The organism is Caballeronia sp. RCC_10 (genome assembly GCF_041360715.1).
Lineage (GTDB): Bacteria > Pseudomonadota > Gammaproteobacteria > Burkholderiales > Burkholderiaceae > Caballeronia > Caballeronia grimmiae.
On record NZ_JBFUPT010000108.1, the window covers coordinates 1 to 1,165 of the forward strand.

Annotated in this window: 2 protein-coding genes; both read left to right on the top strand. The window is 59.7% G+C overall.

Annotation, left to right across the window (positions count from 1 at the left end; all coding sequences use genetic code 11):
• Positions 1-201, top strand: a 201-nt coding sequence (locus AB6804_RS31845; RefSeq protein WP_370889834.1) for a hypothetical protein, incomplete at its 5' end; no start/stop codon positions are given.
• 298 nt (positions 202-499) lie between these two features.
• Positions 500-862 carry a response regulator gene (locus AB6804_RS31850; protein WP_370889833.1) on the top strand — a complete coding sequence of 121 codons (363 nt, stop codon included), beginning with the start codon at positions 500-502 and terminating at the stop codon, positions 860-862.
• Positions 863-1,165: the final 303 nt, after the last annotated feature.

Below are 1,165 nucleotides of genomic sequence, written 5' to 3' on the forward strand. Positions count from 1 at the left end.
TCGCGTATGTTGCCTTCATCGTTGACGTGTTCGCGCGACGCATCGTGGGTTGGAGAGTGTCAAGTTCAGCGCGTACCTTATTGGCGCGAACGCTTGCTTGGCCTGGTCAACACGTTTAATCTCCTTCCCCAGCAATCCGTCGCCATTAAGGAACTGCTGCGCCGACTTGATCGTTACGACGATGTGAGGTACAGACGTTGACCACGGTTTCGGCCGCTGCCACCTCGTGCGCCAGTTCAATCGCCTACAGGCGATTATAAGAAAGAAGCGACGATTCGCCCCCGGCGACCAAAAGGAGACCAATAACAGCCAACTTCGCGTGGACAACTTCTCAACAGAGCCGCCATAGAACCGTGCGGACCAAAATCCGTTAGGTGTACGCCCCGAAGCGGCCGCTGACTTCGCTCTGCTCGAGCGTCCGCAATCGCCGAGAAGCGCGCGTCACGCATCGGACAGGTTTCGGAGCGGACTAGCCGTTCGAATGACCGCTGCATGGCTCATGCAGCTCAGGCGAACGACGGATAGTGGCCGGCAAGCGCCTGCTCGCGGGCCAACAGCTATCAGACTTCGGTTTGCTCGCCATCTAGAGCGCGTCATCTACCTCGATACCAAGGACATACCAGCTCTATCTCGTATAGAGCGCGCCAGGTGCCTTATCCTGGACGTACAGCTTCCCGGAGTCTTGGGGCCGACTCTCTATGCACAACTCCGCGAACCGCGCCCTCCGGCCATCTTCATCACGTCGCACGACAACGGGGCCACGCGCTTGGCGGTAGCGAACGCTGGCGGTGTGCACTTTCTGGTCAAGCCCTTCGCCGGCACAGACTTGCTAAAACTAATAGCGATGTTGGGGGCGCAATGAGCGAAACAAACGTTGCCCCGCAGCCTTCCATGGATTGAATCCATACGCGGTTGGGCCGCAGGGTCGAGCGACTGATTGCCTACGCTCAGCGGCCCTTGCAGAAAGAAATGGGCACGCGCCCAAAAGGGCGCTTATGGCCGCCTGCTGCCCGACGCGTTCGGCATCGTGTGCCGCAACTTCCCTGACCACCGTTGGCGTTCGGGCGTCGAAGACCACATCTCACCGGCGAAGTGAATGATATGAACGCCCCCCGCCCATCGCTACGCACGGCATCACTGGAACATCGCCGGCCGGCGATCGCTC